This is a genomic window from Parabacteroides sp. Y3-G-102 (assembly GCF_023656845.1).
GTDB lineage: Bacteria > Bacteroidota > Bacteroidia > Bacteroidales > Tannerellaceae > Parabacteroides > Parabacteroides distasonis.
On sequence record NZ_JAMOKU010000027.1, the window covers coordinates 44212 to 70082 of the forward strand.

A 25871-nucleotide genomic window follows, 5' to 3' on the forward strand; every position below is an offset into this window, starting at 1 on the left:
CAAAAAAGTAAACACATGGGATGATCGCACATCACGGGGCTTTCCTCAACATGGACACCCCGCGGGTGAGTCCGATACTCGCATAATGGCACCGTAGTGCCGCCTCCACCCGTATCTAACCTTTTTCGGAGAGGAGGCAAAGGACATGGACCTTCCATGAGGGGACACGAGAAAGCGTTTCCGGCGGCATCAATAAATGTGCCCTTCCCATAACCATGTAATAGCCCGCGGGTTTATATTACGCTCTGTTATTCATAATAAAGACAGAACCTGTATGGCAACCATCAAATTAAAATTCCGTCCGTCGACGGTACGGGGCAAGGCGGGTACGCTCTGTTACCAGCTCTGCCACCGTCAGGAGAACAGACAGATCACCACCGACATGCGGATATTCCCCGAATGGTGGGACGAAACGAGACGCAGGCTTGTCACTCTCCCCGGCAATGAGGAGATTATCACTGGCTATCATAAGCGCACCGAGCGGGAGATGCGGATTGTCCGTGAGATTATCCGCGAGCTGGACTGTGGCGGAGAGGCGTACACCTTATCCGAAATAATCAACCGTTACCGCAGCCTGCCTCCCGAACCTTGTTTCTTAGACTATCTCGGGAAAGAGGCCGGCCGGCTCAGGGAGAACGCGCGATACGGCACCGCCCGTAACTACCGGCGTGCGATGGAGAGTCTCTCCACTTTCCTGAACGATAAGGATATCCCTTTCTCCGCCCTCGATTCTGCCCTGGTCCGTCGCTACGAGGCATGGCTGCGAGGGCGGAAGGTGGATCGGAACAGCTGCTCGTTCTACATGCGGGTTCTGCGTGCCGCCTACAACAAGGGCGTGAGGGAGGGTCTCGCGACGCAGGATTTCCCGTTTGGTGGGGTCTATACGGGCGTGGCCCGTACGCCGAAACGCGCCGTGGATGGGGAGACTGTCCTCGCGTTGCAACGGCTGGACCTGTCGGTCTCGCCCGCCCTCGCACTCTCAAGGGACCTGTTCGTGTTCGGCTACTGCGCCCGGGGAATGACGTTCGTGGATATGGCGTATTTGCGAAAGGAGAACGTGAGCGAGGGACGGTTCACCTATCGCCGTCACAAGACCGGCCAGCGTCTGACCATCCGCGTGGAACCGTGTATGGAAGCGATACTGAAGTTGTACACGCGGGCCCGTCCGGAAAGCCCCTACGTCTTCCCGATCCTTACAGACACGGATCCGGAACGGGCATACCGCCAATATCGGACCGGGTTGAACTACCACAACCGGAAGCTGAAACGGCTGGGCGGACTGCTCGGCATACCGCTCCCCTGTCCTCCTATACGCCGCGCCACAGCTGGGCCACCGCCGCGCGTGACCGTGGCGTGCCATTGGCTGTCATCAGCGCGGGAATGGGACATAGCAGCGAAAAGACTACGCTTATTTATCTGGATTCTTTGGACAATGCCGTGATAGACAACGCAAACGAGCGGATTCTAAGGGATTTGAACGATACCGTTTCTAAGTAAGATGTGGTACAAATATATGGTAAAGGTAATAATTTTCATTAAAAAAAGCAATGAGAAACAGCCGGATTTATTTTCCTGTTTTACCCCCCCCCCTGTTTCAATTTACTGATTATCAGTATATTAAAAATAAATATAGAATGATTCCAAATAATGGAGGAATAAGGATGCGGGATGGAAGGAGGCCATTCCTTTTCCCTATCCGGATGTATTTCCGAGTACGGAACCGAGCAAACCGAGCAAAAAAACACTTCCGCGTCGATGTATACGACTGGCTATCAATGAAAAAGAAAGATGTACCGTCTCTTACTTAGAAACGGTACGGATGCGGGGGTTACGGATCCCGCCCACTGTAGTCAGGGGCGGCCCACGTGCCGGGATTTCCATAAGGGGAACAGCCGGATTAACCCTGATTGCTGCACCTTGCCGGATTGGAAAATACGGGAGGCGCAGGAATGAGAAGTATATCTTTTTTTCAACCCGTCCATCCCGATTTTTCCATTGGAGACAGAAGCGCATACCGCCGAACACTGGTTCGCCCTGAAAGTATTCTACAACAAGGTCTTCGACATCGAAGAGCTGTTGAAAAAGGACGCCCTGCAGACCTATATCCCCTGCGAGGAGGCCCTTGTTGAGCGCGCCGGCGTGCGGAAGAAAGTCCGCCGCCCGCTTATCAGCTCGCTCATGTTCTTCCGTTCCACGGCCAGGCAGGCCACGGAAGTGCAGCGGGTGCTGACAGACAAGGTGATCCTGTATACAAGGCAGGAGGGACTGAAGAAAATTCCTTTTGCCATTCCCGAACGGGAGATGAACATCTTCATGCTGGTCACCTCGTCCGGCGAGCGCGGGATGGAGTACCTTGGCGAGGACAGCCCCAAGTTCCACTGCGGTTGCCGTGTGCGGGTCACCGACGGGAAGTTCAAGGGCGCAGAGGGTGTCATCTGCCGCATCAGGAAGGACAGCTGCCTAGTGGTCGTCATCCGGGGCGTATGCGCCGTCGCCACCTCTTACATCCCGCGGGCCTTCCTGCGACGGCTCGGAGAAGATGAAACCGTGTAGGATTCGGGTTAGGCGGACGGGTGGAGAGGTAAGGAGACCGCAAGGACGCCTGTCCCCTCGTCAACTTGTCAACTCATAAATCATAACTCAAAATGTCTTCCCTTCCTTCCGGCGTTCGTTTGGTGCGGTTGCTGAACGAGCATTTAAATGATATCATGAACCGCGAGCGTGCGAACCAAAACTCGATTCACCTGTATTGCACGGGTCCTTACTGGGTCGCTTTCGAGCGCTCGGCCTATCAGTTGCGCCGCACGTTCCCGGACAGCGAGGTCATGCCGATGCGCTTGCTCGGCTACCCGTTCCCGGTGGTGATGGTATCCGTGACGGATCGTTCGCTCTGTGCGTATGCAAGGAGGCACATCTTGCGAAGAGACGATATGGATTACAAGCAATTGACCGTACCCGGACTCTCCCTTGCGGACTACAGGGAGTGGCACGCCGGCGAGGTGAAAGGGTTGCCTTCATTAAATAAAATAGTATGAGTGCCATGCGGAATCATCTTTGAAGGTGAAGGATGGGAGAAGAGATTTATTTTCTATTTTTGTTCTCAGATTTTAGTGTAATACCATTCCTTCGCAGCAGACGATACACTGTTCCGCTACTGCCTATATTTAATATTTTCTGTATCTCCCTTACCGGTGTTCCGGATTCATAGAGCTGGATGCAGCTTTTCTGCTTGGCGATGTTGTTTTTGTTGATAAGTGTCTTTCTGCCGAATTTGACACCTTTTTCCTTGGCGATTCTTCTGCCTTCTTGGGTTCTCTCATAAATAAGGTCACGCTCAAATTGGGCGAAAGCACCGAGAATGTTGTTCATCAGTTGGCCGATTGCGCCTTCCGTACTGATGTTGTCTTGCAGTGAGGTGAATTGGATGCCCCTATTCTTGAAATCTTCCAATAGCGTAAGGATATTCTTCAGCGAACGGCCAAGCCGGTCCAGCTTATATACGACAAGCGTGTCGCCTTCCCGGAGAAAGTTCAGGCAGGCATCCAGTTCCGGGCGGTTTTGTTGACGTCCGGTCATTTTCTCAGAGAAGATCTTCTCACATCCGGCAGCCTTCAACGCTTCCAGTTGCATATCCAGATGTTGTTCCTTGGTGGAAACACGGGCATATCCTATTTTCATCCTGTTTTGTATTTAGTTGTTTAATGAAGGTTTTAATTCTTCACTTTTTCAAACATGAAGACATTAATTCTTCATATTCCTCACGGCTGTATTGGTTGAACCCCTTTTGCTTCATAGCCAAAAGAAGTCTTTCCAATTCTCCGATAGTTACTACCTGTTTGCCGATAACGGTAAATTGTTCCCATTCTCCCTTTTCGTTGAGCAGGTATTCCCGGTGTGCAAAACAGTAAAGAGAACCGTCAATGTCATTCCGTTTTTGCCATTGACGCAGGTGCTTCAAACTGGTGAAATCACGGGTGACAGTACGTGGAATGGGAACCAATACGTCAATTTCCATCTTGAATTTTATATTCTCTTCCGTTTCTCGCATGGGTGATTAGCTTATTTTATAATACATCAATTATTGTATGGACAGGAAGTTCCAGTTTGGAGAAAGCAAACATTTTCTTGCCCAAATCCTTTAGCGATGCCCCAATATGATATACTTCCGTATTATCAATGATTAAGAAGCGGTCGTGACTGTCTCGGTACGTCCTGATGTCGATAGGCGGGTACTGGCTGTTATGCCTGTCAAGATCGAGTTGGAGTTGCTGCGTGATGCGCTGGGTGTAAATGGTGGCTGAAACACCGATGTTTCGTTTGCTCAACATGAGTAACACGGATTCATCTACATAGTTGTCGATAAGTATAAGTGAGCATTTGGCAGACTTTATTAAATCTGTAGCAAACTTATACGCATCGAATATCTGACCGTCAAAGAAGATACCTTCCACCGGAGGCAATGAGGTGCGCACAAAGAAGTCTATCTTTGCATCATGTTCAGCAATGGTTTTCTCTATTTGGAAGAATTTATTGTTCATTCTATATTCCATGTCATTGAGCCGTTGGTTTATAGAATAGCCTTTCAATAAATATTCTTTTAAAATTTTATTTGCCCATTGCCTGAATTGCGTACCTCTTACGCTTTTAACTCTGTATCCAACTGAAATTATTACGTCTAGACTAAAGAACTTGACAGGCTTATCGGAATTAGCAATGTGCAAAAAATGCACATTGCTTTTCTCTTCCAATTCCTTTTCCTTAAAAACGTTATTTATATGTTTGGTTATAACGGTTCTGTCACGTTGAAAAAGTTCTGCTATCTGCGCTTGTGTGAGCCAAACGGTTTCATCTTCTAAACGTACTTCCAACTTTACAGCTTCATCCGGTTGGTATAGTATGATTTCTCCTTGCTTCTCCATTATATGTTTCGCTTTTATTATGTTGCTGCAAATGTACGAAAAAGAAACATCATAAAGTCTGTTTTTCCGTAAGTATTACTTCAAAAGTTTGTTTCCTTTTTATTTTAATAAAACAGAAACATTCTGCTGTCTCAAATAAATAGTTGTCTGTTTGTTGTTCATAGTTGGGGTGTCAACGGGCTTGTTGGTGCGGGAAAATGAGAAGAGACTGCGCTTCGGCTTGGTAACGGATATACATTTTGCTCATCGGAATGTACACGGAACTCGCTATTATGAACAATCCATCACGAAGTTATCGGAAGCGATAGACGTTTTTAATAGGCGGAAATTAGATTTCATGATTGAACTTGGAGACTTGAAGGATATGGGGGATATTCCTGAAAGAGGGCAGACTTTGTCATTTTTAGATGAGATAGAAGCAAAGTTTCAGACATTCGATGGCCCTGTCTATCATGTGCTGGGCAATCATGATATGGATAGTATCTCAAAGTCAGAATTTCTCGCACGTACGACCAATTACGGGAGCGCGAAAGGAAAACCTTATTATTCCTTCGTACGGAACCAGATTAAGTTTATCGTGCTCGACGGTAATTGCAACGAGGATGGTTCCGATTATGATTCCGGTGATTTCGATTGGACGAAAGCGTTTGTCCCGGCTGGGCAGAGGGAATGGCTCTGGCAAGAGCTGAAGAAAGACGATTTGCCTGTCGTGATCTTTATCCACGAATTGCTGGATACTTTCTCCGGGGTCGACGAGGAACTTTGTATCGGCAATGCGGAAGAGATCGTTTCGGCACTTGAGCAAAGTGGCAAGGTCGTGGCCGTTATCCAAGGGCACCATCATGCCGGGAACTATGGTTTCCGGCATGGAATCCATTATTTTACGATGAAAGGAATGATAGAAGGAAGCCTTCCTGAAAATAATAGTTTTGCCGTCATTGAGATAGACAAAGACTTGAATATCTATATAGAGGGTTTCTATAATTGCAAGGATAAGGAGATGAAACATAATAGATAATCATTATGAAGAACTTCACGGACGAGCACATATATATCTTACGCTAAATATATATTTCTAAGAACAAGCCTCCGGCGGGGGTGACTCGCCGGGGGCTTTCTGGCCTTTACATATCATGGCTTGAGTTATCCATGAGAAAAATTATCCTGTTGAGTTTCCTATATGTGTATTTGCGCAGAAGAACTATTTTTCCATAACAGGAAGAACATTCGTAGAAGAATACATAGTCCCTGATCAGACAATAAATCGCCTTTAAGCGCTGGCGCTTATATTCAACCTAAGGAAATACCGGAACGTGGTTGACAGGGGAATACGGAGGGGAACTTCATATAGATAGCTTGGATTATCAATGCAACACGGGTAAATCGGCCTTTTTTAATTGAATTTCTGGCATGTCTGCGATTTGGCCCAAGAAACGATGTACGTGTACCGGATCGATTTCTATCAACTCCACAACTATTCTATTTTTCTCTTCTGAGATATAGAGATCGTTAATCCCTATCTCATAGTGCTCTATCCTCCCCGTGTCCTTTTCCTCGATAAATGGTTCCAAAAATATTACAAGTGAGTCATATTTAGACAATAAATGATTATATGAATACTCACGCTCGGCAATCAAGAACAAATCATCGCCGAGCGTTTTCCTTATCTCATCTCGATACACGGACGTATCCCCTACAATCCCTATGACCAGTTCATATGCGGAATTAACATAAGATCCTGCGTAATAATCCGGGTATCTTATGTTACCCAAGCTATCCATGGGGAATGAGTCTTTATATTTATCCTTATTCGCGTTAGCGATGGTCGCTTTACCTAGCAAGTCTTTCCAGACTTCCTCGTTGGTATTCTTATGTACACAAGAGCACATCGTGCTAATCAGTGACAATAAAAGGAACATTTTCATATTGCCTAAATATAATGCAACTATCATTTGCTATATATTCTTTAAATTTAGAGATGGATAAATCGTTACAATCATCCAAATACACAAAAATCCGATCTCTTTGCGGATATTTTTATTCTTCTCTCTCATCGTAAAAGATAATATGCTATCATTCATCCTCCTTAGATGCCTATAAGAAAAAAGAGCGGGTTTAACGTTAAAGTCCGTACGCCCTAACATCCTATTTAGTAACATTTTGCCGTCCGTAAGATCTCCGACAACATAAATGACAAAGTTATATTGATCCGCTTCATAGATTCCACCAAGGAAACCTGGTAAACTGTCATATTCTGTCCTGTAATAATCTCCAAACGTATCTCTGAAACTGTCATAAACAGACTTTTTTATCGCCATATCATTAATGACACCATTATCTTCCTTGCCCAAACGGAACTCACCCGAAAGTATATAATCATGGGATTTTCTACTGAGACCATATGTTACCGTGGCGTTTTTAGTCACCCGGTATCTCCCTGCCCTTCCTGTATACTCGTATATGGTTAATTCCAATGTGTCATGTGGAAGAACTGCATCGGCGATCATTAGATAAGCATGGCTTTCTGGTAACGCGTTTTCCCAAGCTTGGGAACTCTCATTATAAAACTCCAGCTTATAATCATTTCTTCCCAACTCAATAACATTATCCGTGTGATTTATTATCCTGATCGGAATTCCGCGTTGTGACACGGGAAAAACGGAGTCTACTTGTAATTCGCAATTTTTTTCATCCACAACGTTCGAGGGAACTATAAGGGTATCTTTGGGTGTATATCCTATTACACCATCTTTTTTCGTATACTGGCAAGAGATACAAGATAAGATTATGATATAAAATATGTGCTTATACATTTACCAGATAAAACTTGCGATGTGTTACCACTGATATTGTTTGTAATAGTACAGTTACCTTCGGATAGATCACAAAAAGCTGCATCTACACTACCTGACCTGCTAGAATAAAGACATCTTCCTATAGGATTTGATTTATTAGTATCGTATATAATTGAAAAGTAGTCATTTAAAGCCACGACATGAGCTGCGGTTATAAATCCCACTTTGTTGTTATACGTTGCCTTATACCCAAAAGAACTAGGAACTAGATTTGAATCAGGATCTGGTGATGCCCCTATTGAGTTTCCAGGATTAACGGTAAAATTTGCTCTGAAAGTTGAAGATTTTAAGCTTTCGATAAAATTCACAAAGTCTTCTTGTTGACATCGGGACCGGATAAAACATATCGCGGGTGAATCCATCATATAATGCTTAAAATCCGAGATCGCAGTGTTACTACAATCATAAAGATAAACCTCTATTCTGTTATTTGTTTCCGATAGACCGAACATTTCTATGTTTTCAATAACAGGATTAAGTTTTGCCCCACTAGATAAATAGATTTTATTCATGTCGCTCAAAACACCAGATAAATAGTTAAAAGAGAAATCAGATTCTTTCAATATTATATTGGGGTTCTCTGTTAATATTAATGGTAAATTTTCTGTTCCCCTTTTAATATATACAACAAGTTCATTTCCGTCTAGATAAGATCCACCATAATAATCAGGAAAATAAACAGACTTGCTATCATCCTGCAAGCTCCTTGTATTCAATCCATAAAAATCTTTCAGATCTGAGAATGCTTCCAAGGCTTTAGACTGATCTACACATATTTCCTCTTGTCCTACAGTCCCCACAGACGATCGTTCTGAATTACTCAGAACAGATAACTCATCCGAGCAACCTACCATAATGAAAACAACAGCTAAAGCCAAACATTTAAATAATAATTTTTTCATGATACATGCAATTTAGGCGTTAATAAAGGAATATTCATATTGCAGAACTAAGAGAGATATAATACAAACGTATTATAACGAACCAATGGTAAGAGTCTTTACAAAAAACGGTTAACCATACATCACTAATAATCGTAAAATAATAAAATCATATTGAGATAAAAAAATATTTGTTGTCTAAATTTAGAGAGATATTACATGTGAACCAAAAAATATATAAAAATGACTTATTTAGTATATTTGTTATCAAATATTGGAAAATTATACTTAGGGACTGGATATGGGGCGCGATAAGACTTTTTGCGGGATTGGCGATCGCCGGTATTATTGCCTGTTTAGTATTCCTTGTAGGGATTACAGTTTTGAGACTTCTTTTCCCTGCCTTCTTCTTAGCCTTTATCACATGGCTTTTCTTCGATAATTGGTGGACAGGGGCAGGATTAGGAATTAATTCTATATATTACCTACAAAATTTACATAAAAGGCTGGAACTCGTATTTCCATTCGGCTATAGAGCCTGAAAATGAATCGGAATGCGAACTTTCGTCTGATTATAACATAAATGATTCCAGTGGTTCTGGAGTGGAATATCCCGTGCCGTCTTCAAGGCCAGATAAAGAACGATACCAGCCAAAAACTGATGACGATGATCCGAGAGGTTTCATCGTTTAGCGCACGAGTATAAAATTCGTGCTCAAGGATTGGAGGAAGAGGCTGGCTATTTGTTACAACAAGCAGGGACGGAGTTTAGCTATGGGGATTATGAGGGATACGACACTTACAAAGAGGAAGCAGGAAAGAAATTAGATGAGGCACAGAATTGCGGGGAAAATGCCGATGAATATGAATCACGTGCCAGATATTATTATGAACGACAATCATCAGATACAAGTCGTATTCAATCTGGAGGGTGTTATCGCTACTCCCAACGAGGTAGGACCGTTTACCATCAATACGAAACCTGTATTCGAAGTCGCTTTTGCCGCCGCCGAAGGATATGAGTATGACGGTAAGATCGAGGTGAGAATGGGCGATAAGCTTCTTTCTACCCCGGCAGACTATGAGTACGTGCCGGAGAACGATCTTCCTTTCACGTTGAAGACACCTCTTTCCGCTACCTTGACCATCACCGCCAAGGGCACGCAAAAGTCATATAGCGTTACGACTGCTTATACAAATGTATCGACACCTGCCGAAGAGCTGCCGAAGAGCTGCCGAAGAACGTGCTGCATGGCAACGCACTATCATTCAAGATCACGCCGGACGAGGGCTATGAGCTACCGGAGACTATCAAGGTGAAGGTGGGCGATAAGACCCTCGCCGCCGCTACGGATTACATCTACAACAAGGCTACCGGCGAGGTTTCCATCGTCAAGGTGACCGGCGAGGTGGTGATAACGGCCGTAGCCGTATTGAAGACTTACGAGGTGAAGCTGACGCTGGAGAAGCTGGCTTCCGACTTCAAGGAGGGCACGAAGGTGAACCATGGCGCTAAGCTGGATATCCAATTGACAGCCACTGCCGGCTATGAGCTGCCGAAGAGCGTCAACGTGAAGATGAACGGCAAAGACCTGACCGCCGCCGACTTCTCGTATGCGAACGGCAAGATCTCTATCGCCAAGGTATTAGGTCCGATCGAGATCACCGTCATAGCGGATAAGGTCCATAACGTTAAAGGAGATGTGGAGAACTTGACAATCGACGCTCCGGAGAACATCGTGGAAGGCGAGACCTTCATCGCTACGCTGAATGTCGTTTCCGGTTACCAGCGGCCATACGCAATTAATGTCATTATGAATGGTCGCCTGTTGAGTGCCAGCGAGTATTCTTATGATAGTGTTTCCGGCAAGATCGAGATCCCGAACGTGAGCGGTCCGATATCTATCATGGCCAAAGGCGTTCGAGAGGGTTACTTCGAGGTAGTGCTAAACCTCACCAACCTCACCTCCGATCCCGTCTCCTTCGAACCGCAAGTCAAGGATACGAAGATCGAGCTGACTTTGAAGCCTAGCTCCGGTTATGAGCGTCCGTCTGATATCTTCGTGACGATGGGCGGTACGGCACTTGCTTCCAGAACGGATTATACGTACGATCGCTCTACCGGTAAGTTCGCACTGGAGCAGATCACCGGCACGCTAGTGATTGTGGCGGACGGAAACCGCATACCTGATCCAACACCCGATCTGGATCCTACCCCGACCCCGGTCACTTACACCGTGACATTGCCGGTAGTAGAGGGCGCGACGATTGCGGCCACAGGTTCCACTACCGTTTCGGAGGGTAGCAGCCTCTCCTTCACCGTGGAAGTGAAAGCGGGTTATAACGCCGACAAGATGGTGGTGAAAGCCAACGGTACGACACTTACGCCGGACGCGAATGGTCGCTACACGATCGCCAACATCCGCAGTAACGTGGTAGTAACCGTAACCGGTATCGTGAAGGGTGACGATCCGACAGCGAATGAGACGATCGGCTCCGATGAATTGCGTGTATGGGACGTCAACGGTCGCCTGTTTATCCAGACACCGGTAGCCGATACGGCCTATATCGTTACTTTCGATGGCCGTGTGTACAAGACCCTGTCCTTGTCCGCCGGCGAGTACACGGAAGCGATGCCGCAAGGTTCTTACGTTATCCAGATAGGTAAACAATCCTATAAACTGAACTTCTAAGCACTAAACACAAAGCGAGGGTGTGCCATTTTGCGTTTTGGGTACACCCTCAGATCTTCAGGAGGTATGGCGAACACCGGTATATACCGGCTTGCCACACCTCCTTCTTTTCTATCATCGGAGACACTTCCGCTTCTCTCTGTATTCCATCATAGATTCCTGCGCCGTCTCTTTCCTGCGCTCATAGCTATCTATTTACTGGATCGTATAATATCTTTAGGTCCTCAGCCCCTACCAAGCCTACGCTCTCTTGGATGAAGAAACGCTTGAATCGCTTGTTCATGTGGGCATGCAGAATAACCTTAAGCATCATTTTGGGATGGTAAGGGCTGTGACTGCGTTCCTTATATAACTTTCTGAAATTCTCAAGATTCAGACTTTCAACCAAAGCGTCAATCATACTCACTAGATCGTTTTTCTGGAGAAAAAACATCGTTCGGTTGGGAGTATAAGAATGAAAATGTACCTTTATCAGATTAGAAGTAAAAGATACAAAATCTTTAGGTAATAGCAAAGCCCCAACTTGTGAAAGTGGGGGCTTTGTCACAAAAAAGAAGGTGCGTATTTTGAAACACCTTCTTTTGCAAATAGCCTTTTAAGGCTATAAATGAATCAATATCCCGGATTTTGTCGCAATTTATTATTTTTCTGCATTTCTAACGCCGGAATAGGGAATATCCCTCTATAGGCTGGGGTTATTTTATTTTTCTCCCACCAAGTTCCTGTAAAAAAAGTCCCAAAGCGTATCATATCCGTACGGCGATGATCCTCGAAAACAAACTCTTTTTTCAACTCCTCCTCGATTGTTTGTAAGGTTATTGTTTCCGGGGTTCCGGTAAGGCCGGCACGGGAACGAATCTGTTCTAAGAAAGGACGGGCCTTCTCCGGCTGATTTAAGCGCACATAACACTCCGCTTGCATCAATAACACCTCAGCATAACGCATCACGACCAAATCATGATCACGTTCCCACTCCTCACCATCTTTTTGCTCATATTTACACCAATGCACTCCCTCATAATCTTTTGCGTCCATGATATCACCAATTCCATCCGTAAAACTCAATGGTTGAAGTCCCTCCTGATTCGGATCTCGATCGACAACCTCCCCGGTACGAAGATCGATCTGATCACCGATCAACATTGTATTACGGCGTACGTCTTTCTCATCGAAGCTATGGTATAATCCGGGTTGAGCCACAATACTATTACCCCCTCCATAAAAAGTTCCGGTCGATGAGATCGCCCATCTTTGCTCATTATGCGTTAAGGCCCAATTCAAGAAATTCCCGGTCGTAGCCATCTTATGGTCATAGGGTATAGCTAATAAGATTTCCTTGGAAACCTCATTCTCTGTCAAGAAATTAGTAAAATAATTCGTTTCCAATGAACCGGATATTTGCTGACAAGCCTTAAGGCAATCCTCCCAACGGGATTTTCCAGAAAATACCTCGGCATTCAAATATAGACGAGCTAATAAACAATACCCTGCGTTCTTAGTCATCTTGCCATAGCCGGATTCAGGCAATTGGTCAATAATAGCTAATAACTCTTTTTCCGTAAAATCAAAGATCTCAGCCCGCGTCGAGTTTGTCGGTAATGTCAGATCCTTATAGTCCGTAATCAACGGTACATTTCCGAACCAATCGATCAAGCGGTAATAGTAATAAGCACGTATAGCCCGTAGTTCAGCAAACATCTTATTTTTCTGCTCATCCTTTAAAGAAGACCCTTCTATTTGTGAGATAATGGCATTAACCGTCGAGATTCCATTATAACAATATCTCCATGCCCCTGTGATAGCCACGTTCTGGTTATCCCACTCATGACGTTTCAACTGGACATACCTTCCGCCATCGTACCAATCGGCACCCCCATTCCGAGCCGGAAGTACCGCCTCATCCGAGCTAATCGCCGAAATAAAATAAACATACTCACTAAAAGCGTATCCATTCGCGCCATCAAAGCTACCTCCACGAAGGGAAGCGTACGCACGTCCCATGATGGAGGCGATTTCCGAGTCCGTTTGCCCGTATTCGTTCGCATCTATCTTATCATACAAAGTCTCGGACAAATCGGTGCACGCCCCAAACATCATAAGTAACCCAGCCGCTAATATTGATTGTATTCTCATAATTCCCTTGTTTTTTATAAATGATTAGAATGAAAGATTAAGACCTATGGAAAATGTCCTCGGCATCGGATAAATATTACCTTTATCCAGTCCTACTTCCTTTAAATCTGAAGTACCAACTTCCGGATCTATCCCCGTATAGCCAGTTAATACAAACAAATTCTCTCCTGTAGCATAGAAACGTAAACGGTTAACCCCAAAATTCTTCAGGAGACGAGCAGGAAGCGTATAACCCAAGGTTACACTTTGCAAACGGAAGAACGAACCATTTTCCAACCAGTAATCAGAGTAAACCGGCATATTCTCATTTGAGATACCGCTTTCAGCGAAAGCGGTAGTGATATTATAATTTGGCATATGGGCCGTATAACCTCTTTCCATGCCCGCTACATTCAGTACCTTCTGGCCATACATACCATAACCGGAGATACCTAGATCAAAATCCTTATACGTAAAATTAAATGATAAGCCCATCGTCAGTTTTGGCTGGGCGTTACCCAAGATCTCGTCTTCTCCATCATTTGCCAACACGAATTTGCCATCTACGATACCCTCGCAATGAGGCCCATAAAAAGTTCCCACCGGATAACCTTCCTCGATAACCTGCGAATAACGATTAGACATTCCCAAAATACCTTGTAACGATCCACTTAACACTCGATCGGTTTGATAAACTTGGTTGGACAACTTATCGACTGTCTGTTTGTTATGGGCCAACGTCAAGTTAGCGTCCCAAGTGAAATCCTTATGATTGATAAGGTTTGCTCCCAAGGTCAACTCTACGCCCTTGTTGGTCAAATCACCTACATTCGCTAAGATATTGGAATACAAATAAGGAGGATTAGGAACTTGATACGTATATAATAAATCACTAGTCTTTTTCAAATACCAATCGAACGTTAAGTTTAAGCGATTGAACAAGAACATATCGACACCCACATTCGTTTGGGCGGTAGATTCCCATTTCAAGTCAGGGTTCGGATTCTGGGTAACCCCATATGATTGTTTCCAAGAATTGCTCTCGCTATCAAAATAAGCACCTCCTCCCGTGCCCATCAGCATAGCGGATTTATACTCTCCGATCCCGGATTGATTCCCCGTCAGACCATAACCGGCACGTAACTTCAAATTAGCGAGCCAACTCTGTAAGCCTTCCATGAAAGTTTCCTCCGAAACACGCCAAGCCGCCGATACGGACGGGAATGTACCCCATTTATGATTCGCTCCGAAACGTGAGGAACCGTCACGACGAATCGTGGCCGTAAGCATATATCGGTCTTTAAACGTGTAATTAGCACGGGCAAAGAATGAGATCAATTTCGCTTGGCTCTTAGAAGATGCTACGTCCTCCAATCTGTTATCCTGCCCCGCTCCCAGATTATTCCATAAAAAATCATCCGTGTCGAATTTTCGTCTTTCGGCTTTCAGAGTCTCAAACGAATAATCCAGATAAGAATAACCAACCATAGCGCCTACACGATGTATCTTATTGAATGTCTTGTCGTAGTTTAAGAAAACCTCTAACTGCTTATTCGTATATTCCTCGTTATATCTCTTAGCGTACCCGCCATCTGTAACTTTATAAACATAAGACGGACGGTAGTAATAATCTTGATTTGAGTTATACTCATAAGACAAATTGGTGGTCGCTTTAAGCCCGTCAATAATAGAGAGTTCTACCTTACCGTAACCGAGTAAATGCTTACGGGTTGTCTCATCATTTCGTTCCGTATGGCTCTCCACCGGATTATTTTCAGTCAATCGTCCGCCGATCTGCTCCAAATAATTCCCATTCTCGTCATAAATAGGAGCCGTAGGGTTCATATTATAGATCGTACTATAGATCGCGTTATCTACATTATGCCGTTTATCCGCGTTCGCCTGTAAACTCAACTCAACTTTCAACCGGTCATTAAGTCCATATTGATAAGCGGTCAAACTAGCGCTCATACGGTCTAAATCGCTAAATTTGACAATTCCCTCATTCCTTAGATAATTCACGGACGCACGTAGCCCATTATCCTCCCCTCCGGAAGAGAACGAAAGCGTATGGGAATGGGAAATAGCGGTTCGTTGGATCGCTTTTTGCCAATCAGTATCGGCTCCATAATCTACGGCATCGGTCAAATTATGGTCATTTACGTATTGACGCCATTCTCCGGCTGTCAATACGTCCAAATTATTAGCGCTCTTTCCTATCGCTACATATCCATTGTACTCGATACTACGCCCTTTTTTCTCTCGGTTGGTCGTAACGATAATCACGCCATTCGCTCCGCGTGAACCATAAATGGCCGTAGCCGAGGCATCTTTCAGTACATCCATAGACAGGATCTCATTGGGTTGGACCGTACTGAGATCAACGCCGGGAATGCCATCCACCACGACCAGTGGCGCATTACTGGCAGACAAAGAGGTACCCCCACGTAAACGCATGGAAGAGCTTTTCGTGGGATCACCGCCACCTTGTGAGACTACCAGACCGGCTACCTTACCTTGCAACAACTGCTCCGCGGAGGAAATCACGCCTTGCTTAAAATCCTTGGCCGAAACAGAGGCGATAGAGCCTGTTAGATCCGATTTACGAGAAACACCATAACCGATAGCGACAACCGTTACCTCATCCAAGCCGATGGAAGTCGGTTTCAATTGGATATTCAGCTGAGATTTAGCTGCCACTTGTTGCTCTGAGTATCCGATATAGGAAAATGTTATCAGTTCTCCCTCGGTTGCCTCTAATGTATAATTACCATCCATATCGGTGGTCGTACCATTTTTGGAGGCGGTAATGATAGTAACCCCGATGATCGGCAAGCCATTCTCATCGGTCACGACACCTTTGACCGTAATATGTTTTTGTGAAGTCCGGACAGACTGGTTTGTTTCTGCCTTATTCGTCTTTCGATAAAGAACGATATGCCGGTCCGTTATCTTATAAGCGATATCATTACGATTCAATAATTGGCTTAATACCTCCGTAATTCCCTTATCCTTAACATGGATACTAATCCTTTGATCCGAGTTAACTTCCTCCTCATTGTAGAAGAAAGAAAATTCACTTTGCTCCTCAATCGCTTTAAACGCCTGCTCAATCGTCACGTTTCGTAAATTGAGGTTGATCGCTGCCGTATCCATATAACTAGCGGCGAACATCGACGTTGCCCCGGTTAACCCCAGACTTAGCATGAACACCTTGAAAAAATGTTTTTTCATTGTAATGATTTAAATTTATTAATTTATGTTTTGATAATCCCATTCCTCTCTTTGACTTATTTAATATTAGATCCGGATCTTTCTATTTAAGGTCACTCAGAATATTGTTATCTCCATTCATAGTAAAGAGACCAAAAGGATTCGATACGCCTAAAAGAAAATTCAAAAAATCAGTACATAATACCCGTATTAACCAAGCCAAAATAAACCAAGCCAAACAAACCCGCATTCCAACCTTGGATATGAAAGCCTAAATTCTCTCCAGTCAGGCTATTTATATGCTCATTGGGCGACCAATCCCCCGAATTCACTAAATCCGCACGCCCTACTTTCTTAATAATGTCTATAGCTTCCTCTTGCCGTCCCATATTAATGCGTGCCCAACAATCCATAAAACTTACCCACGGCCATACACCTCCATTGTGATAAGTAGCCGAAGGATAACCAAAACTATCATCATAATAAGGAAAGGTCTCGGCGACCCCGTAAGGTGTCATACTTTTCGTATTTAATGTCTCTATGATTCTCAAGGCTCGTTCCCGGGGAACAACATCGAATAAGATACCGATCGTTTGATCCTGTAAAATCCTATCATTTACGCTCCCATCTTTCCATATCTGGCAATAATAGTTTCCATTCCACAAGCCACCTTCTTTCACATCCTTATTCACCGTCTCATATCCTTTTTGATAGGCGACCCGATAATTGTTACCTCCCGCTAAATCTCCACATTCTTCCGCCAAATAAACCATTTCCTTTAAGGCGGATAAATAAATCAAACAGGTAAAAGGAGAATATTTTCTTCCCTCGATCCCCTTCACATCTTTCCAATCTCCCCAAAAAGAGATCTGTGCCGGAAGCCCGATCTTTTCCGTATCTCTGGAGATCAACCAGTTCATGGCATTTTTCATAGCCGGCCAATATTTGACCAAGTCTTGTTTATTATGATAATACCGATAAAATCTGGCAGCACGTAAAATAAAGAAAGCATTGATATCCAAATCATCCTCCCGCTCAATCAGAGGAAGGATCGTAGTCGGGATCTTTCCGGATGGTTGTTGCCACTCGATACTCTCCTCAATCATCTTTCTCTCTAAATCTTTATAAAACACCAAATGCAGCCAGCTAGTCCAATAGCTGTCGCGCTGGTTCAACTCGCAATACCCCATCGTAAGAAGTTCCCCTTTTTTTGTCCATTTCGTAAGCGATACGCCCGGAATCATATACCATCGCATATAAGTATCCAATTCCTTATCCCCCGTTTCGGGGATCGCCAAGGCAAAAGCGGTAGTCTTCTCTCTAAAAGTCGGCCACATCTTATACGCATAGGATGAAAGCTCATCAAGTGTCCAAAAATTAATACCGCTGATCCAATTCTCATCCCGAAAAGCAAATAAGATCTTGACTTTCTTCTTTTCACCCGCACGCAAGGATACTGGGATAGAAAGCCTTTGTCCAGCCCACGCGCTTTCCGTTTGATCTGTCGTAATTTGGCAATTATGTTTATTGCTAATACCCGTATATCCATCATTCTCGCAGGAGATCATATCTTCCGCTAAATTCTCGTCCGGCTGAGCGACCAACGTAAAATGCTCTTCTTTAGAAGTCGGATTAGAGCAACAAATCTCTAACATCAAAACAGGGAGAGCAGAAATTTCAGCATCATTAACCCCCAATGGGCAAAAAGCCTCTGTAGTAAAAGTCACTTTTGTGAGGGGCGATCCTTTATAGTCATTCCTTACAAACGGAAATTCCCTTATGATACGCTTTTTAGAAAATTCAGAAAATAACTGTCGTCTACCATCTTTCTCGATCGAGAACATTACAGCCCCCCTGTTAGTTAACCAATCTCCTAACGTACCGGGGTTCTGCATAATCTGTCCGAAAAAATCCCCGGATGCTGACGCATTCACGGTTAACGCAAAATTGGCGATCGGATACCCATCAGCAACTTGTCTTTTTTGAGCGACCACGGAATGACAAACCACCCAACAAAATAATAGAAAAAATAAAGAATGTGTTTTCACGCTATTCATTGAATCGTATTTTTAATAAATTGTTACTTGATTATCAACTATCGTATATCGAAAAGGTACATTAATCCGTATTATATTGAAAATTTGCGGAAGCGTTTCATTATTAATAAACTTACCGGTAAATACCTTATGTTCCAAACCTGCCTTCTCAATCGTGATCTTACAATTGAATTTTCTTTCCAGACTCTTACAAATATTGCCGAACGATTTCTTCTTAAAAAACAATTTCCCCTCAGTCCATCCTATGGCATATTCCCTTTCAAATGTCTCTAAATGAATCTCTTTCGTGCTCTTATCATATACAGCAGAAGTATTAGGCGTAAGATGATAATGTTTATTATCCATATTATTCTTTATCTCGACAGATCCGGATATCAAGCTTGTCGCTACCTCTCCTTCCTCACCATAAGCTGATACATTAAAAACAGTCCCCAACACCTTGACATCTATTTGCCTCGTTTTGACAATAAACGGGACATGTTCATTACGTGCAACCTGAAAACATGCTTCTCCTTCCAGTCTCACGTCACGGGAACTTTTATTATAATCCGTAGAATAAGAAAGCCTGCTCCCATGATTAAGGATAACCACGGAACTATCGGGCAATACCACTTCAGATACGCCATTTTGAGAATTAAAAACAATCCATTCCTCTTTTACCGAAGACCAAGGTTTTACCGATTCAAGTAGAAAAAAGCCTATTAGTAAAGTGATACTGGCCGCTATGGACAAAAACAGATATATATTTTTTATGGGACCCTGTTTATCTCCCTTATCCTTAAACATCTTATGATATAGCTCCTCCCGCACACCTTCTTTTATTTCCGAGGCATGCCCATAATCACAGTCAAGCGAGATATGATCTATGATCCTGAAAATCTCTTTTTTCTTCTCATCCAGCACATCTAGCGCATCAGATGGAAGATCATCGTTTTCCCGGTTTAATAGACTTATTAGTTTTTGCCATTCTTTTTCAACCTTAACCTTCATATTTCATTTAATTTTTTTACCTGCGCGATACTCCTGTATGACTATTCCAATTTTCCTTATCGCTATGCACATCTGCGCGTGTACCGTCCGATCCGATATCGAAAGGATCTGAGCCACTTCCTTGTAGGTCATATTTTCTTCTCTCACCATGAAGAAAATTAAACGACACTTCTCAGGCAAAGAGTTGATCGCTAACTCAATGATTTTCTTTAACTCATTGTCCAAGATCTCTTGTTCCGGTGTTGATTTCTCAGACGGACCTCCTAAATCAGCGTCTTCCAACCGTATTTTCTGGTATTTATCGCTCTCACTCTTATATTTAAGAGCATGATTCCGGGCACAGATAAATAGATAGTTCTCATAATTCTGTATTTCTGGCAATTGCTTTCGATTTTGCCACAAATACAAATAAACATCAGAAATCACATCCTTACACACACCTTTCTCCACCAGAAAATAGCTTGTGTATCTATACAATTTCATATAGGTATAATCGAAAAACAGTTGGAATGCCCTTGGGTCATCATTCGCAATCTGTTTAAATAGAGATCGTATATTAATAGTTCCTTCCAATGAATGTGACGTAAATATCTATTTTATAATGAAGAGAAAAAAAAGTGGAGTATGCCTAAAGAAGCAGATCAAAAAAATCCGTATTTATGTTTTATTAAGAGATCATGATCCCTAATTACTCATATCCGCTAGAACATTTCTTAATTATTGACAACCATGACTTCCACATGGAGAAAAAACGGACAAAACGCATACATGGCAACCGCCTGTATTATCTGAAGGACGATTGGGACGCAGCCCGAAAGATCGCGGAACGGAACAGCGCGAGCACGAAAGCCAAACGGGAACAATAAAGCGTTTATAACACCAAAAACATATAATCGATATGACAGACATTTGCACCAAAGTAACAGTCAGAAAGCGACCTATCAAAAACAGTCAGTTGTCGCTATATCTGGATTTTTATCCACCTATCAGACACCCGAAAACAGGCAGACCGACAAGAAGGGAATATCTCGGCATATACATTTATGCCAACCCGACAGAGAAATTTGAAACGGAGTTCAACAAGGCCATGCTACGCAATGCGGAGCTTATCAAGTGCAGGAGAACCGAAGCTATCCTCAACGAGGAATTTGGCTTTCTTGACCGCAATAGGGGTAAAGAGAGCTTTTTGGAATACTTCCGCTCCAAAATGGCAGATGATGACAATTTCAGGAATTGGAATGTCGCCTACAAGCATTTTGAAAAGTATTGCGGCGGCAGTTGCGCCTTTGATGATTTGACACTGGACTACTGTCAAGGCTTCCTTACCTATATGCTTTCACTCATCACGCACAACGACTATAAAATGATGACTTCCACCGCAAACAATAACCTGAACAAGCTGAAATGCGTTCTGGGCCAAGCCTACAAGGAAAGGCGCATCAAGGAGAACATCGCACCACGGCTGAAACACGCCAAAGAAGCCAGCACAAGGCATGAGTTCCTGACACTGGACGAGGTGAAAAAGCTTGCGGACACGCCCTGCGAGAAGCCCGTCATAAGGACAGCGGCACTTTTCTCCTGCCTTACGGGATTACGCATTAGTGACATTATCCGCTTGCAATGGGAGAATATCATCAAGGGAGCGGATGGAGGCTGGTGTATGCACATCGTAACCAAGAAAACCCGGACGGAAGCTGTTCTGCCATTGTCGGATGAGGCACTTGCTTTGTGCGGCGAGCGTTCCACCGGACAAGTGTTCAAGGGGCTTACGCAAGCCTTACTTCCTTTCTATCTCAAAGACCGGATTGAGTCGGCTGGCATAACGAAACACATCACATTCCACAAGGAAACATAATAAAATTTATATCCAGCTGATAAACAGCTATTTATGATATAATATTCTATTTATAGGTAACGATTTAGAAACGAGCGAATTACTATATTCAGTTTTCTTTTGCATTAATCAAAGAACGATTTTAACGCTGCAAATATACATTTAGCCAGCGATAAAAGCAAGTGTTTTCTGTCACATAAATATCTCAAAACCGGCTATGAACGAAGGGGGGCTGATTTCACGTCTCCCCTATCCAATGAGTAAAGTACTTTCTTTCCGGTTAAAAGCGACATTACATTTTCCTTTTTTATATTTAGTCATCATAAGATTCTTATTCTCTGAAATACAATATTTTGCGTAAACAGGCAAGTGAGTGTATCTGATAATTTTACATCCTGTAAAATTTTATTTAAAGTAATCTTAAAATAGAAAAGAGGATCATTTTTAAATCCTCCAACACTTAGCCTTCCCCAATGATGATGTCAAACGGGTTAAGCTGAGATCTCATATCGTCCTCGTTAAAATTGCAAAGTGAATACCGTTATGGACAGACAGCATGATCCTTGGGGTCAAATATCCGAATCATGCAATAAAGTATATCGGTTAAATTATAACTGTGGCTATGATGTCAGTTGTTTCGGAACTCTATGTTTGAATCAGAGTCCCCGTTGTTGCTCTTCTCTCTTTTCCCCGGCGAGATTGTCTAATTGGAAAAGCGTAAGGGTTTATTAATATTTGCCAGATGAAAAATATGAGATATTTCTCAACCAAAGGAATTCTTTCGGATCTTGTTTAGTTATGAGGTCGGAAATCAAGATGTAATGAATTAGATGATGATTAGCCACGTAAGTAATATTTAGAAATGCAATAAAAAACAGAATGACGATAATTAAACGTAAATCGTTTATAATTAGTCGTTTCGCAAGAATTGCAGAATAGCCTGACCTGCAAAAGAAAACAAAATATTGCGACGTTTCAGTTACCAGACTGTTAGCCGCCTGTTTCGGAAACGACGGCAGATAACCGAATTTTTACCGATAAGAACAAAGCGGATTTGTATTCACTGTTTATCAATGTTTTGCACGCCAAAGGACGCTTTTCAAAGGAGTATTTTTACAACCTAAAAAAGAGCGTTATGAAAGTAGAAAAATTCAAGGTTCTGCTCTACCTCAAAAAGAGCGGACTAGACAAGTCGGGCAAGGCCCCGATAATGGGACGCATCACCGTGAACCGTACGATGGAGCAGTTCAGCTGCAAGCTCTCCTGCACTCCCGGGCTGTGGAATCCCCGCGAAAGCCGTCTGAACGGCAAGAGTAGGGAGGCGGTGGAAGTCAACGCGAAAATCGATAAGTTGCTGTTAGCGGTGAATTCCGCTTTCGATTCCCTTTTGGAACGAAAGATTGATTTTGATGCGACGGCAGTCAAGGAAGCCTTTCAAGGCAGCAAGGACACACAGATGACCTTGCTCAAACTCTTTGACAGGCATATCGAGGAAGTCAGGGCACGTGTGGGCATTGACGTGTCTCACCGCACCTTGCCCAACTTCCTTTACACCCGCAACCGTCTCGCTGATTTCGTCAGCAGTAGGTTCAAGGTATCCGACCTTGCTTTCTGCCAGCTCAACGAGCAGTTCATCCTTGAATTTCAGGAGTTTGTCGTGATAGAGAAAGGCCTGGGTGTCCAGACAGTGCGCCATTACCTGGCTATCCTGAAGAAGATCTGCCGCATAGCCTTCAAGGAGGGATATTCTGATAAATATTATTTTAATACAAACGTAGCCAACAAGGCTTTATGATCGCTAGGCCATGTGCCAGCTGGAGCAATAAAAGAATCTTGGCTATCTTTGTCTCTCTCTATGCGCTCACCATATAAGACAGCCCCTTCTGCTCCAACGATACGAACGTCCTTTAGCGCGACAGCTTTATTCGGATAATAATAAATAAAATCAATCCTCTCCCGATCGTCTGCTTCCGGAGCCCAAGTCAACTTCTTTAAATCAACCTCAATATTATTTGTTGGAAATGTAAATCCTGGATAAATAACCGGATTCGGATAAATCTCTCGGAAAGTATCTTTATAGCCATCCTCTATCAATATCTTAGAACAATCCCAATTTACAACCATTCCTCGATGTTCACGAATATCTTTCGTATCGGCTTGCCAATCCAAGTGGGAAGGTTCGTTAAAATCGCCACCAATCATAACAATTCGCCCATGTTCTCGTTCTTTCCGCGCATCCTCAACAATCGCCCGCACCTCATCATCCCGAAAAGAAGCCTTGTTATCCGCCAATATGGAATCAACGTCAACCACAGGCTGTTTCATCTTCTCCCAAGTACAACCATCATATCCCCTCGGTAAGTAATATGAACAATTCATCCAATCCAAGTGGGCGGAATAGAGGACAATCTCTTCACCTTCAATTTGAAACATTGCCTTAATCACTGATCCACGATCGTTTTTCAAGGGAAAAACCACTTCTTGCGACTGAATCTCATATTTTGACAAAATCCCCGTACTCACACTTTCCTTTCCATAATACCTCATCCCCCTTTTTTCCAAATCCGTCACCAAACGAGAAATAAAAGAGATGCCATTGTAATTACGGACCTCACTAAAAGTAATCAAGTCCGGACTCAATTCAACGATATTGTCCACTATCCCCCAATAGCCATTCTCCACTGAGGTCCCTTCTTGCCAAATATTGAATTGAAGCACCTTCAGCTCTTTCCTCGAAGATTGGCAGGCGGTCATAACGACCGCCACCAACAATATAAAAACAGATCTCATCTCATTCCTTTCCTACTTTAACAGCCACATTACCTCATTCGGAGTGTCAATACCACCAAACTGACGCTCTATAGCGGCTTCTATATTTTCACGATTCTGTGAATACTCACTACTTGGATACATCCAGCGGAGAGGTAATTGTGTATTTACCTCATTCATGTTAGTTGCCGGATCAATCGGAATACGGGGATATCCCGTACGACGATAGTCATAATATCCATTAAAACCTAACTGGGCAAAAAAGCCTATCAATTTTTGGTTCATGATCTGCTCCAAGCCCTTAGACTCATCAAAATTAGCCTTACCACTCAAATATTCGTTAATGTACGCTTCATCAATCGTCACTCCATGCCGATAAGCTTCCGGCGTATGCTCGAAAGTAAACAGCATAGCGGCACGTACGCCATTCTCATAATGTTGCCGTGCCGTTGCCGGAGTTTTCCATCCCCGTAAAGCCGCCTCCGCTAAAACAAATTGTATCTCAGAATAAGCGATAAATTTAACAGGTTCTCCTTCGGGCACACGATGATAACGCTCATTGAAATGAGAATGCAATCCCCCTGCGAACTCCGCTTGCACCAGGCCATACTCCAATACAGGATTTACGCCACTATAAGAATCAAACGAATCGGCAGGAGCATCCTTAAATCGAGGGGCAGGTTCTGCGTAATAAAACAAACGACGATCTTGCAACTCTTTCATCATATCCACTAAGAAAGAGCTCATCACCGGATACGACCAATAATTTTGTTTTTCAAAATAAAACGGATACCACTGCGAACTTTTACCCGCATCATAAACACGTTGATAAGATTCTCCCTCATTTTCCATCAAAGGCTCCTTAGCTACTTGCTCAAACAAGTCACGTACATTTATACTACCTACCGTTTGCTTCTTGCTCAACATGTTCAAGACTCGTAGCGTAAAACTATTCACATTCTTCCGCCACAACAAAGGATCTCCATTATATACAGGATCTCCCTTAAAGGTTGCAGCACTGGCAAATAATCGGGAAGACTCACGCAAATCATTCAAGATAGTAAGGAACACTTCTTCCTGCGTATCATATTTAGGAGAAAAAATACCATCACCCTCACCCTTCAAGGCTTCCGAACAAGGTATATCCCCCATCTCCATCGTAGTCTCATAAAAAGCATAAGAGCGAATAAACAAATTCAACGCACGATAAGCATTTTTCTCCTCCTCCGACAATGTTTCACTACCCACAGCCAGCTCTAACATTTTCTTTGAGTCTGTCAAATAACCATACCGAGAAAAACTGGAACGTTCAAACTTATTGTAAAGGTACCACTCCATGTGTTCCGTACAAGAAGAAGTTTTTAACAACCAAGAATTATCAAAAAAATGCTTGCCTGTAATACTCTCTGTCGTTTTCAATATGACATTGGTTGCCAAGAAATCCGGAGTTACCGTTGTTGGCGTATCAGGATTCAAATTGATCTCATCAAAATCGCCACATGAGCAAAACGCCAAAGATATCAATAAGGTAGAAAATATCTTCTTCAT

At 43.4% G+C, this 25871-nt stretch carries 21 protein-coding genes and 4 pseudogenes; 10 read left to right on the top strand and 15 right to left on the bottom strand.

Translation table 11 applies throughout. From position 1 onward, the window contains the following. Positions 1-274 precede the first annotated feature (274 nt). The 4 genes and pseudogenes from NBH16_RS14335 (at position 275) to NBH16_RS14350 (ending at position 3035) form a co-directional block, all read left to right on the top strand. A pseudogene (locus tag NBH16_RS14335) lies at positions 275-1497 on the top strand (tyrosine-type recombinase/integrase). 291 nt (positions 1498-1788) lie between these two features. After that, positions 1789-1953: a hypothetical protein gene (locus NBH16_RS14340; RefSeq protein WP_250788777.1), complete on the top strand. Its 165-nt coding sequence runs from the start codon at positions 1789-1791 to the stop codon at positions 1951-1953. 42 nt (positions 1954-1995) lie between these two features. Then, on the top strand, positions 1996-2553 hold the full coding sequence (locus NBH16_RS14345) for a UpxY family transcription antiterminator (protein WP_250788779.1): 558 nt from the start codon (positions 1996-1998) through the stop codon (positions 2551-2553). A 92-nt stretch (positions 2554-2645) separates the two neighbouring features. Next, positions 2646-3035 carry a hypothetical protein gene (locus tag NBH16_RS14350; protein WP_250788780.1) on the top strand — a complete coding sequence of 130 codons (390 nt, stop codon included), beginning with the start codon at positions 2646-2648 and terminating at the stop codon, positions 3033-3035. A gap of 46 nt (positions 3036-3081) precedes the next feature. On the opposite strand, the gene NBH16_RS14355 is transcribed toward NBH16_RS14350, so the two are convergent. From NBH16_RS14355 to NBH16_RS14365, 3 genes are read right to left on the bottom strand one after another with little or no spacing between them, the layout of a single operon-like run. Further along, complete coding sequence (locus NBH16_RS14355) at positions 3082-3678, bottom strand: recombinase family protein (RefSeq protein ID WP_250788781.1); 597 nt, start codon at positions 3676-3678, stop codon at positions 3082-3084. Between the two features lie 40 nt (positions 3679-3718). Then, a complete protein-coding gene (locus tag NBH16_RS14360; protein WP_008781191.1) occupies positions 3719-4048 on the bottom strand; it encodes a hypothetical protein in 330 nt (109 codons plus the stop codon). A 16-nt stretch (positions 4049-4064) separates the two neighbouring features. Next, entirely contained in the window at positions 4065-4919 is an 855-nt protein-coding gene (locus NBH16_RS14365) for a virulence RhuM family protein (protein WP_250788782.1), read from the bottom strand. 151 nt (positions 4920-5070) lie between these two features. Between NBH16_RS14365 and NBH16_RS14370 the strand changes: the two genes are divergently transcribed. Further along, positions 5071-5937 carry a metallophosphoesterase gene (locus NBH16_RS14370; protein ID WP_233554261.1) on the top strand — a complete coding sequence of 289 codons (867 nt, stop codon included), beginning with the start codon at positions 5071-5073 and terminating at the stop codon, positions 5935-5937. A gap of 346 nt (positions 5938-6283) precedes the next feature. Here the strand turns inward: NBH16_RS14370 and NBH16_RS14375 are convergent, their stop codons facing one another. The 3 genes from NBH16_RS14375 to NBH16_RS14385 form a co-directional block, all read right to left on the bottom strand. Then, positions 6284-6871 carry a hypothetical protein gene (locus tag NBH16_RS14375; RefSeq protein ID WP_122383071.1) on the bottom strand — a complete coding sequence of 196 codons (588 nt, stop codon included), beginning with the start codon at positions 6869-6871 and terminating at the stop codon, positions 6284-6286. A 3-nt stretch (positions 6872-6874) separates the two neighbouring features. Further along, on the bottom strand, positions 6875-7513 hold the full coding sequence (locus NBH16_RS14380) for a hypothetical protein (protein ID WP_233554263.1): 639 nt from the start codon (positions 7511-7513) through the stop codon (positions 6875-6877). 191 nt (positions 7514-7704) lie between these two features. Then, positions 7705-8676, bottom strand: coding sequence for a hypothetical protein (locus tag NBH16_RS14385; protein ID WP_147423686.1), 972 nt, complete (start codon positions 8674-8676; stop codon positions 7705-7707). A gap of 807 nt (positions 8677-9483) precedes the next feature. On the opposite strand from NBH16_RS14385, the gene NBH16_RS14390 reads away from it, so the two are divergent. Both NBH16_RS14390 and NBH16_RS14395 read left to right on the top strand, forming a co-directional pair. After that, entirely contained in the window at positions 9484-9975 is a 492-nt protein-coding gene (locus NBH16_RS14390; protein ID WP_147423687.1) for a hypothetical protein, read from the top strand. Continuing rightward, complete coding sequence (locus NBH16_RS14395) at positions 9900-11348, top strand: hypothetical protein (protein ID WP_233554265.1); 1449 nt, start codon at positions 9900-9902, stop codon at positions 11346-11348. Before NBH16_RS14390 ends, NBH16_RS14395 begins: the two co-directional genes overlap by 76 nt. A 277-nt stretch (positions 11349-11625) precedes the next feature. Here the strand turns inward: NBH16_RS14395 and NBH16_RS23445 are convergent. From NBH16_RS23445 to NBH16_RS14425, 6 genes and pseudogenes are all read right to left on the bottom strand, one after another. Beyond that, positions 11626-11823 (bottom strand): annotated as a pseudogene (locus NBH16_RS23445) (transposase); the annotation flags it as partial. 137 nt (positions 11824-11960) lie between these two features. After that, positions 11961-13481, bottom strand: coding sequence for a RagB/SusD family nutrient uptake outer membrane protein (locus tag NBH16_RS14405; RefSeq protein ID WP_122383076.1), 1521 nt, complete (start codon positions 13479-13481; stop codon positions 11961-11963). Between the two features lie 24 nt (positions 13482-13505). Then, positions 13506-16694, bottom strand: a complete 3189-nt coding sequence (locus tag NBH16_RS14410; protein WP_250788783.1) for a TonB-dependent receptor — start codon at positions 16692-16694, stop codon at positions 13506-13508. Positions 16695-16864: 170 nt separating this feature from the next. Beyond that, the gene (locus NBH16_RS14415) at positions 16865-18730 is read right to left on the bottom strand and encodes a GH116 family glycosyl hydrolase (RefSeq protein WP_122383078.1); all 1866 of its coding nucleotides are present in this window, start codon (positions 18728-18730) and stop codon (positions 16865-16867) included. 12 nt (positions 18731-18742) lie between these two features. After that, positions 18743-19720 carry a FecR family protein gene (locus NBH16_RS14420; RefSeq protein WP_122383079.1) on the bottom strand — a complete coding sequence of 326 codons (978 nt, stop codon included), beginning with the start codon at positions 19718-19720 and terminating at the stop codon, positions 18743-18745. A gap of 3 nt (positions 19721-19723) precedes the next feature. After that, positions 19724-20293, bottom strand: a complete 570-nt coding sequence (locus tag NBH16_RS14425; RefSeq protein ID WP_284705636.1) for an RNA polymerase sigma-70 factor — start codon at positions 20291-20293, stop codon at positions 19724-19726. Positions 20294-20460: 167 nt separating this feature from the next. Here NBH16_RS14425 and NBH16_RS14430 point away from each other — a divergent pair, with 167 nt between their 5' ends. Continuing rightward, complete coding sequence (locus tag NBH16_RS14430; RefSeq protein WP_502921417.1) at positions 20461-20586, top strand: hypothetical protein; 126 nt, start codon at positions 20461-20463, stop codon at positions 20584-20586. A gap of 32 nt (positions 20587-20618) precedes the next feature. Then, entirely contained in the window at positions 20619-21575 is a 957-nt protein-coding gene (locus NBH16_RS14435) for a site-specific integrase (protein WP_250788785.1), read from the top strand. Positions 21576-22387: 812 nt separating this feature from the next. On the opposite strand, the pseudogene NBH16_RS14440 reads toward NBH16_RS14435, so the two are convergent. Continuing rightward, a pseudogene (locus NBH16_RS14440) lies at positions 22388-22573 on the bottom strand (integrase); the annotation flags it as partial. Between the two features lie 116 nt (positions 22574-22689). On the opposite strand from NBH16_RS14440, the pseudogene NBH16_RS14445 reads away from it, so the two are divergent. Beyond that, positions 22690-23319 (top strand): annotated as a pseudogene (locus tag NBH16_RS14445) (phage integrase SAM-like domain and Arm DNA-binding domain-containing protein); the annotation flags it as partial. Here the strand turns inward: NBH16_RS14445 and NBH16_RS14450 are convergent. Together NBH16_RS14450 and NBH16_RS14455 are read right to left on the bottom strand one after the other, a co-directional pair. Continuing rightward, positions 23313-24344: an endonuclease/exonuclease/phosphatase family protein gene (locus NBH16_RS14450; protein WP_250788786.1), complete on the bottom strand. Its 1032-nt coding sequence runs from the start codon at positions 24342-24344 to the stop codon at positions 23313-23315. The pseudogene NBH16_RS14445 and the gene NBH16_RS14450 sit on opposite strands and share 7 nt — an antisense overlap. A gap of 12 nt (positions 24345-24356) precedes the next feature. Then, complete coding sequence (locus NBH16_RS14455) at positions 24357-25871, bottom strand: SusD/RagB family nutrient-binding outer membrane lipoprotein (protein WP_005864541.1); 1515 nt, start codon at positions 25869-25871, stop codon at positions 24357-24359.

Bases quoted from the DNA above. Each gene is read 5' to 3' on its own strand.
- NBH16_RS14340 (WP_250788777.1), top strand. From the start codon at position 1,789: ATGTACCGTCTCTTACTTAGAAACGGTACGGATGCGGGGGTTACGGAT.
- NBH16_RS14350 (WP_250788780.1), top strand. From the start codon at position 2,646: ATGTCTTCCCTTCCTTCCGGCGTTCGTTTGGTGCGGTTGCTGAACGAG.
- NBH16_RS14355 (WP_250788781.1), bottom strand. From the start codon at position 3,678: ATGAAAATAGGATATGCCCGTGTTTCCACCAAGGAACAACATCTGGAT.
- NBH16_RS14360 (WP_008781191.1), bottom strand. From the start codon at position 4,048: ATGCGAGAAACGGAAGAGAATATAAAATTCAAGATGGAAATTGACGTA.
- NBH16_RS14365 (WP_250788782.1), bottom strand. From the start codon at position 4,919: ATGGAGAAGCAAGGAGAAATCATACTATACCAACCGGATGAAGCTGTA.
- NBH16_RS14375 (WP_122383071.1), bottom strand. From the start codon at position 6,871: ATGATAGTTGCATTATATTTAGGCAATATGAAAATGTTCCTTTTATTG.
- NBH16_RS14385 (WP_147423686.1), bottom strand. From the start codon at position 8,676: ATGAAAAAATTATTATTTAAATGTTTGGCTTTAGCTGTTGTTTTCATT.
- NBH16_RS14390 (WP_147423687.1), top strand. From the start codon at position 9,484: ATGAGGCACAGAATTGCGGGGAAAATGCCGATGAATATGAATCACGTG.
- NBH16_RS14405 (WP_122383076.1), bottom strand. From the start codon at position 13,481: ATGAGAATACAATCAATATTAGCGGCTGGGTTACTTATGATGTTTGGG.
- NBH16_RS14410 (WP_250788783.1), bottom strand. From the start codon at position 16,694: ATGAAAAAACATTTTTTCAAGGTGTTCATGCTAAGTCTGGGGTTAACC.
- NBH16_RS14415 (WP_122383078.1), bottom strand. From the start codon at position 18,730: ATGAATAGCGTGAAAACACATTCTTTATTTTTTCTATTATTTTGTTGG.
- NBH16_RS14420 (WP_122383079.1), bottom strand. From the start codon at position 19,720: ATGAAGGTTAAGGTTGAAAAAGAATGGCAAAAACTAATAAGTCTATTA.
- NBH16_RS14430 (WP_502921417.1), top strand. From the start codon at position 20,461: ATGGAGAAAAAACGGACAAAACGCATACATGGCAACCGCCTGTATTAT.
- NBH16_RS14435 (WP_250788785.1), top strand. From the start codon at position 20,619: ATGACAGACATTTGCACCAAAGTAACAGTCAGAAAGCGACCTATCAAA.
- NBH16_RS14450 (WP_250788786.1), bottom strand. From the start codon at position 24,344: ATGAGATCTGTTTTTATATTGTTGGTGGCGGTCGTTATGACCGCCTGC.
- NBH16_RS14455 (WP_005864541.1), bottom strand. From the start codon at position 25,871: ATGAAGAAGATATTTTCTACCTTATTGATATCTTTGGCGTTTTGCTCA.